We start from the raw sequence: 7,633 nt of genomic DNA, 5'->3' as shown, positions 1-7,633 counted from the left end.
TTTGTGGGGTTGGACAGTGGGGGCGGTCCGGGTTATAGGCGGAGGTGGGAGGCGCCGTTGAAGTCGAGGATGGTGCCGGTGGCGAATTCGGCGGCGGGGCTGGCTAGGTAGAGGATGGCGGCGGCTACTTCGGTGGGGGCGGCTACTCGGGCCAGGGGGCTTTCAAGACGGCGCCTGTCGTAGCCTTCGCCGGCTAGGTTTTCGGCGGCCATGTCGGTGGTGGTCCAGCCGGGGGCGATGGCGGTGACGGCGATGCCGTCGGGGCCTAGGGCTCTGGCCAGGGACTGGGTGAAGGAGACGATGGCGGCTTTGGAGGCGCCGTACGCGGGTTGGTTGGGTTCGCCGCGGAAGGCGCCGCGCGAGGAGACGTTGATGATGCGGCCACCGCGGGGCATATGGCGGACTGCGCACCAGGTGGCGTTGGCGGGGCCGATGAGGTTGACGGCGAGGGTGTCGGCCCAGGCCTGTTGCCATTCGGCGTACGTCGTCTCGCGAATTCGGTGCGGGTGGTAGACGCCTGCATTGTTGACAAGTACGTCGATCCGGCCGAGCCCGGCCGCGGCCTCGTCCACCATGCTCTGCACGGCTTCCGGGTCGGCGAGGTCGGCGTGGACGAGCACGTGTCCGCTGCCGGGAAGGGCGGCCAGCACCTTCTCGGCGGCTTCGCGGGACGAGCTGTAGTGGACGGCGACCCGGTCACCGTCGGCGGCAAAGGCGTGGGCAGTGGCGGCACCGATGCCCCGAGAGGCACCGGTAATCAGTACGGCACGATCCATACGAAGGATCATGTCAGGACTTATCGCGGCTTGATGTCGCGCCGGTACGACTTACTCGCGCGCACCCACTCCTTCTTCGCCAACGCGCGCGCCCGCACATCAGAACGCCGCGCCATGTATGCCGCCTCCTTGCGCAGCTGGACCCAGCTTTCGTAGCGCCGATACGGCAGCGTCCCGTCGGCCAGTGCCGCCTTGACCGCACATCCCGGTTCGCCGTCGTGCGAGCAGTCCTTGAAGCGACAGCTCTCCGCCAGCACAGTGACATCGGGGAACGCCGCAGCCAGCCCCTCACCATGCTCCTGCAGACCAATCCCCCGCAGCCCCGGAGTGTCGATCACCACGCCACCACTCGGCAGTACGACGAGCTCCCGCCGTACTGAGGTGTGCCGGCCCTTGCCGTCCTCGCGGATCGCCTGCACATCCAGCAGCTCCACACCGGCGAGCGCGTTCACCAGCGACGACTTGCCTGCGCCACTCGATCCGAGCAGCGCCAGCGTCGCGTTGCCGGCGAGCAACTCGCGCACAGTGTCCATGCCGGCACCGGTCGCGGTACTACAGACCAGTACGTCGGCCCCTGGCGCAGCCTCCGCCACATCTTCGGCGATGGCATCGGCGTCACCGACAAGATCGGCCTTCGTCAGTACGACGACCGGTCGCGCGCCGCTCTCCCACGCCAGGGCGAGAAAGCGCTCGATCCGGCCGATATTCGGCTCCGGGTGCAGACCGACCACGATCGCGATCACGTCGACATTGGCCGCCAGCATCTGGCCTTTCGACGTACCGCTGACTTCGGCGCGGACAATCGCCGTACGGCGTGGAGCCAGCGACTCGATCGTGATGCGATCGTCCGGCCACTGGCGCAGCGCGACCCAGTCCCCGGTGCAGGGCGCTGCGTGCGCATCACCGGCGATCGCGCCCAGGAGCCCACCGGACCACGAGGCGCGGACCGGACCGTCCTCGGTGAGAACAGTCGCCAGGCCCTTGTCGACCCGGGCGACACGTCCCGGCACGAGCTCGGCCGGGATCGTAGAGAAGTAATCAGCTGTGGAACTGTCGAGTCCCAGAGCCTCGAGTGTCACGGACATGACGAACCTTTCGGAAGGTCCGGCCGCGAGTTCAGCTCAGCGGACGGACAGAACGGGAGACAACGGCCCGGTGATAGGCCGGATAGTGGCTCATGGCGGGCTGCCTCCCTTCACATTCCTGCGAGGTCCTGATCGAGGACCGGTGGTCGCGACGCGACCAGCCTATGTCGTGCGATTCGTCGTGCGCACCGGGTTTTCGGTCACCGTCGGTGCAGGCTCCGGCGCTGCCTCCGCCTTGGCCGCCACCGGGACGGTCTCCGGCTCCACCTCCGGCGTGGATTCAGGCGTGGATTCAGGCGTGGGTTCAGGCTCGGCCAGCTGCTCGATCTTGCGAGCGATCCGCAGCTCCGGCCGCTCATGCCCGTCCTCCACGACAGCATGGTCGGGCTCGTCGTGATGGTGCGGGTCAGCCTCAGCCTTCATCACCGGCTCGGGCTCGTCCTCGTCCTCGAACTTCGGCAGCGCCGGCTCCCGCACCTTGGCCGGCCACAAGCGATTCACGACCGCGTTCAGAGCCGCACCGATCAGTACGGCGATCGTCGTCATATACAGCCACATCAGTACGGCGATCGGTGCCGCGAGCGGACCGTAGATCGACGTACCGCCGACCGTGCTCTGCAGGATCCAGCGAAGCACGAAGCTACCGAGGATCCAGATCGACAGGGCCAGGAACGCCCCCGGCAGGTCGGAGACCCACGGCGTCCGGACCGGCACGGACACGTGGTAGAGCGTGTTCAGGAAGCCCGCGGACAGGATCGTGACGACCGGCCAGTACAGCTGGTTCAGGAAGTCGAGGCGGGACGGCAGCAGATGATCCACGGCATCCGGCCCGGCCAGGACCAGCGGCAGCACGATCACGCCGATCACCAAGGCGATGCTGTACAGGCTGAACGAGAGCGCCCGGGTCCGGACGATCCCGCGCTTGCCACCCATCCCGTACATGATCGTGATCGTGTCCACGAAGACGTTCAGCGCCCGGCTGCCCGACCAGAGCGCGAGCACGAAACCGATCGAGATGACATCCGGGCGGCCGCCGTTCAACACCTTGTCCAGGGTCGGCACGATGACGCTGTTCACGGAGTCGTCGGTGAGCGCTCTCGCGGCGAGCTCCGCGATCTCGAGCTTGATCTGCGCGATCTGGACCACGTCGAGCCACCGGCTGATGTATCCCAGGCTGCCTGCCAGCCCGAAGATCAGCGGCGGCAGCGAGAGGATCGCGAAGAACGCGCCCTCCGCGGCCAGGCCGGTGACCCGGTAGCGCAGACACTCCCCGACCGTCTGGGTGAGCAGTCTCCAGATCGTCGAGGGGATCTTGCGGACCCATGCCAAGGAGACCGAGCTCCCACTCGCGGGCCCTGCCCCTGAACGTGCCATACCGCTTACCGTACTGATATGGCGGACCCAAACGCTGTAACGAATCAGGCTCCCCCACTGGACGGGGTGAACTTCTTTACCCAGGACGTGGGTCTCGGTGACGCTCTGCGCCCCTACGCGGACCTGCAGAAAGATCCCGGTCTGGTCCAGATCGGAGAGCTCGCGGGATCGCCGGAAGCGCTCTCTCAGGCGCTCCCGGCGAACCAGAACCCACCCGTACTACGCACCCACGACCGGTACGGGAACCGGGTCGACGAGGTCGATTTCCACCCGGCGTGGCACTGGCTGATGGAGAAAGCCGTCGGGTTCGGGTTGCAGGCCGCGCCGTGGACGAGCTCCCAGCCCTCGCCGCACCTGACGCGGGCGGCCGGGTTCTACGTCTGGTCGCAGGTCGAGCCCGGACACGGATGCCCGATCTCGATGACGTACGCCGCCGTACCGGCATTGCGGGCCGATGAGCGGCTGGCGGCCGAGTGGGTGCCGCAACTTGCCTCGACCGAGTACGACGTACGGCGGTTGCCAGCGGCTGCCAAGCGTGGCGTGCTGGCCGGGATGGGGATGACCGAGAAGCAGGGTGGTTCCGACGTCCGGGCCAATCAGACGACCGCCACGCCGTCCGGTGATGGCTACCTGCTGAACGGCCACAAGTGGTTCTGCTCGGCACCCCAGGTCGATGTGTTCCTGGTGCTCGCCCAGGCGCCGGACGGTCTGAGCTGTTTCGTCGTCCCGCGAGTCCTTGCTGACGGCAACCGCAACACGTTCGCGCTGCAACGCCTGAAGGACAAACTCGGCAACCGCTCCAACGCCTCCAGCGAGGTCGAGTTCCACAACACCATCGGCCACCGCCTCGGCGACGAAGGCGCCGGCGTCCGCACCATCATCGAAATGGTCGCCGCCACCCGCCTCGACTGCGTCCTGGGCTCTGCCGCTCTCCAACGGCGAGCCCTCGTCGAAGCCGTCTGGCACACCAAGCACCGCGCCGCCTTCGGCGGCCTGCTCGCCGACAAACCCGCCATGCAGAACGTCCTGGCCGACCTGGCCATCGAAAGCGAGGCAGCAACCGCTCTCGCGATGCGGCTCGCCGCGGCCATGGATGCCTCTGTCGCCGGTGACGAGCGCGCCGCCGCGTTCCGGCGGATTGCGTTGCCGTTGGCAAAATTCTGGGTCTCCAAGCGGACTTCGTTCATGGTGGCGGAGGCGCTGGAGTGTTTGGGCGGGAACGGGTTCGTGGAGGAGTCGGGCTTGCCGCTGCTCTTCCGGGAATCGCCGCTGAACTCGATCTGGGAAGGGTCGGGGAACGTGAACGCGCTGGACGTGTTGCGCGCCCTCCGGCGGCCGGAGTCACTGGAAGCCTGGTTGCTGGAGGTCGGCGCGGCGCAAGGGGCTGACCACCGGCTCGATGCGGCAGTGCACGACGTACTGCAGGCGTTGTCGGACATCGAAGGAGCCGAGGCCGGAGCTCGCCGGTTGGCTGCGAAGATGGCCTTGTGTCTGCAGGCCTCGCTGCTCGTGCAGCACTCGACGCCCGCGGTGGCGGACGCCTTCGTGGGATCGCGGTTGGCCGGCGACTGGGGTGGCGTCTTCGGGACGCTGGCCCGTACGACGCCGTTCCAGGAGATCGTCGAGCGCACGATAGGGTGACCAGGTCGCAACTGGCGCGCTGAAGGTGGAGTACCACCGGGGAGCGAAACCCGTCGGCACCGTGCGCCTGGGTGCCCTCGACCCACTGCAACCGCAGGAGAGACAACGATGACTCATCAGCCATTCGACGCTGCCGCAGCGTCGGCTGCGTACAACAACGCCCTGCAGGTGATCGCGGCCGTCGAGCCGACGATCGCCGGCGCGATCAGGGCCGAGCTGGAAGACCAGCGCTCCTCGCTGAAGCTGATCGCGAGTGAGAACTACGCCTCCCCCGCCACGCTGCTGACGATGGGCAACTGGCTGTCGGACAAGTACGCCGAGGGCACGGTCGGGCACCGCTTCTACGCCGGCTGCCAGAATGTCGACACCGTCGAGACGGCCGCCGCCGAGCACGCCAAGGCCCTGTTCGGTGCGCCGCACGCCTACGTCCAGCCGCACTCCGGCATCGACGCCAACCTGGTCGCATTCTGGGCCATCCTGGCGCAGCGGATCGAGTCCCCGGCGCTGGCCGAGGCCAGTGCGAAGCACGTCAACGACCTGTCCGACGAGGACTGGGACAAGCTGCGCAAGGCACTCGGCGACCAGCGGATGCTCGGCATGTCGCTGGACGCCGGCGGTCACCTGACCCACGGTTTCCGGCCGAACATCTCCGGCAAGATGTTCAACCAGCACTCCTACGGCACGGACTCCGAGACCGGCCTGCTCGACTACGACGAGGTCGCGCGCAAGGCCCGTGAGTTCAAGCCGCTGATCCTGATCGCCGGCTACTCGGCGTACCCGCGCAAGGTGAACTTCGCCAAGATGCGCGAGATCGCCGACGAGGTCGGCGCCACCCTGATGGTCGACATGGCGCACTTCGCCGGTCTGGTCGCGGGCAAGGTCTTCAACGGCGACTTCGACCCGGTCCCGCACGCGCACGTCACCACGACCACCACGCACAAGTCGCTCCGCGGCCCGCGTGGCGGCATGGTGCTCTGCCAGCCCGAGTACGCCGACTCTGTCGACCGCGGCTGCCCGATGGTCCTCGGTGGCCCGCTCAGCCAGACGATGGCCGCCAAGGCGGTCGCGCTGGCCGAGGCCCGCCAGCCGTCGTTCCAGACGTATGCGCAGGCCGTTGCCGACAACGCCGTCACCCTCGCCGAGGGTCTGATGAAGCGTGGCGTCAAGCTCGTCACGGACGGTACCGAGAACCACCTGGTCCTGCTGGACGTCTCGTCGTACGGGATCACCGGCCGGCAGGCCGAGTCGGCCCTGCTCGACGCCGGCATCGTCACCAACCGCAACGCGGTCCCCCGCGACCCGAACGGCGCCTGGTACACCTCGGGCGTCCGGATCGGTACGCCGGCCCTGACCACCCGCGGATTCGGTGCCGACGAGTTCGACAAGGTCGCCGAGCTGATCGTCGACGTCCTGTCCTCGGTCACCCCGACCACCACCGCCGCCGGTGCGGCCTCCAAGGCCAAGTACGTGCTGGCCGACGGTGTCGCCGACAAGACGCGCGCGGCCTCGGCCGAGATCCTCGACAAGCACCCGCTCTACCCGGGTCTCGTCCTCAACTGATCACCCTTCCGAGCGCCCGTTTCCGCAGCCGCGGGACGGGCGCTCGGCTGTGTAAGGTTCCACCATGGCGCCCACCCCGGAAGAGATCAGTCAGTACGTCGAACGCTTCGCGGGTGTGATGGCGAACAGCGGCGTACCGACGATGTCCGCCCGGGTGATGGGGCGGATGCTGGTCAGCCCGAACGGGACGATGACCGCGGCCGAATTGGCCGACACGTTGAAGATCAGCCAGCCGGCGGTGTCCGGTGCGGTGCGGCAGCTGATCCAGATGTCGTTCATTTCGCGGGAGCGGATGCCTGGTTCACGCAAGGACCACTACCGGATTCGCGAGGATGTCTTCGCCGCGATCCTGGAGCGCCGCAACCAGGCGCTGACCGAGTGGGCCGCGAGCAGCAGCTACGGCGCGAACCTCTTCGGCGCCGACACGACGGTCGGCCGGCGGCTGTCCGAGGCAGCGGACTTCTTCACCTTCGTGCACGCGGATCTTGAGCAGACCATGAAGGATTGGCACGCCAAGCACCCCCGTTGAGATCGACCGTCAACTGCTTCGCCACGGCGAGCGCCGTCGCATCATCGCCGTGCCGCGTCACGACTTGAGCGCCCACCGGTAGGCCGTCGAGCAATCCGACCGGCACGCTGACGGCGGGGTGGCCAGTGACGTTGAAGGCCCAGCACGGGTCGGCGACGATGATGTTCTCGTTGTGCTGATCGTAGCCGTGGGCAACAGTCAGCGTGGTCGGAGTGATGAGCGCGTCCACCACGTCGAACAGATCGGCGAGCGCCGTGTTGTTCCGATCCCGCACCTCCCGAGCCCGGACCGACGCCGCCGCCTCGGCACCTCGGCCGGCATCCAGAGCAGCCAGCACCTGCCAAGCATCGTCAGTCGGCAGCAATTCGAGCGGTACGTCGACCACCTCGACCGCCGTCAGCCGGTCGCGCACAACCCGGTCGACCCCCGGATCCGCGGCGTACGGGCCGATCGTCGAGTGATAGGCGACGCGAAAGGGGCCGTCGGCAAGCACCGGAACCGGCCAGTGCGGCAGCGCTGTCGGGTCGAGCCGATGCGGGCCGCTGGCAACACTGGTCGCGAGCATCACATCATCAAGATTCGCGCCGATCACGCCAGCTGTCGTCAGCCCGCCGAGCGCTCGCCCCACCGCCCGCGGCACCCGACCAAGTGTTCCCTTGAACCCCACC

Annotated in this window: 7 protein-coding genes and 1 riboswitch; of the genes, 3 read left to right on the top strand and 4 right to left on the bottom strand. The window is 67.8% G+C overall.

Features of this window, described 5'->3' with window-relative positions:
- Window positions 1–32: 32 nt before the first annotated feature.
- The 3 genes from E1263_RS41180 to E1263_RS41170 form a co-directional block, all read right to left on the bottom strand.
- Complete coding sequence (locus E1263_RS41180) at window positions 33–776, bottom strand: SDR family NAD(P)-dependent oxidoreductase (RefSeq protein ID WP_132177714.1); 744 nt, start codon at window positions 774–776, stop codon at window positions 33–35.
- A 20-nt stretch (window positions 777–796) separates the two neighbouring features.
- A complete protein-coding gene (rsgA, locus tag E1263_RS41175; protein ID WP_132177712.1) occupies window positions 797–1,861 on the bottom strand; it encodes a ribosome small subunit-dependent GTPase A in 1,065 nt (354 codons plus the stop codon).
- 162 nt (window positions 1,862–2,023) lie between these two features.
- Window positions 2,024–3,235 carry a YhjD/YihY/BrkB family envelope integrity protein gene (locus tag E1263_RS41170; RefSeq protein ID WP_132177710.1) on the bottom strand — a complete coding sequence of 404 codons (1,212 nt, stop codon included), beginning with the start codon at window positions 3,233–3,235 and terminating at the stop codon, window positions 2,024–2,026.
- Between the two features lie 18 nt (window positions 3,236–3,253).
- Between E1263_RS41170 and E1263_RS41165 the strand changes: the two genes are divergently transcribed.
- The 3 genes from E1263_RS41165 to E1263_RS41155 all read left to right on the top strand — a co-directional run bounded on the left by E1263_RS41165 (window position 3,254) and on the right by E1263_RS41155 (window position 6,965).
- Window positions 3,254–4,876, top strand: coding sequence for an acyl-CoA dehydrogenase family protein (locus tag E1263_RS41165; protein WP_132177708.1), 1,623 nt, complete (start codon window positions 3,254–3,256; stop codon window positions 4,874–4,876).
- Window positions 4,876–4,956, top strand: a riboswitch (ZMP/ZTP riboswitch). (Overlaps the previous gene by 1 nt.)
- A 28-nt stretch (window positions 4,957–4,984) precedes the next feature.
- Window positions 4,985–6,436, top strand: coding sequence for a glycine hydroxymethyltransferase (locus E1263_RS41160; protein ID WP_132177706.1), 1,452 nt, complete (start codon window positions 4,985–4,987; stop codon window positions 6,434–6,436).
- Window positions 6,437–6,500: 64 nt separating this feature from the next.
- On the top strand, window positions 6,501–6,965 hold the full coding sequence (locus tag E1263_RS41155) for a GbsR/MarR family transcriptional regulator (protein WP_132177704.1): 465 nt from the start codon (window positions 6,501–6,503) through the stop codon (window positions 6,963–6,965).
- Here E1263_RS41155 and E1263_RS41150 read toward each other — a convergent pair.
- Window positions 6,901–7,633, bottom strand: a 733-nt coding sequence (locus E1263_RS41150) for an amidase family protein (RefSeq protein WP_238162040.1), incomplete at its 5' end; no start/stop codon positions are given. The genes E1263_RS41155 and E1263_RS41150 overlap by 65 nt on opposite strands.

Source organism: Kribbella antibiotica, from assembly GCF_004349055.1.
Taxonomy (GTDB): domain Bacteria; phylum Actinomycetota; class Actinomycetes; order Propionibacteriales; family Kribbellaceae; genus Kribbella; species Kribbella antibiotica.
The sequence above is the reverse complement of the archived record's forward strand: the minus strand, read 5'-3'. Positions and strand labels throughout refer to the sequence as shown.

Bases quoted from the DNA above. Each gene is read 5' to 3' on its own strand.
- E1263_RS41165 (WP_132177708.1), top strand. From the start codon at position 3,254: ATGGCGGACCCAAACGCTGTAACGAATCAGGCTCCCCCACTGGACGGG.
- E1263_RS41170 (WP_132177710.1), bottom strand. From the start codon at position 3,235: ATGGCACGTTCAGGGGCAGGGCCCGCGAGTGGGAGCTCGGTCTCCTTG.
- rsgA (WP_132177712.1), bottom strand. From the start codon at position 1,861: ATGTCCGTGACACTCGAGGCTCTGGGACTCGACAGTTCCACAGCTGAT.
- E1263_RS41160 (WP_132177706.1), top strand. From the start codon at position 4,985: ATGACTCATCAGCCATTCGACGCTGCCGCAGCGTCGGCTGCGTACAAC.
- E1263_RS41180 (WP_132177714.1), bottom strand. From the start codon at position 776: ATGGATCGTGCCGTACTGATTACCGGTGCCTCTCGGGGCATCGGTGCC.
- E1263_RS41155 (WP_132177704.1), top strand. From the start codon at position 6,501: ATGGCGCCCACCCCGGAAGAGATCAGTCAGTACGTCGAACGCTTCGCG.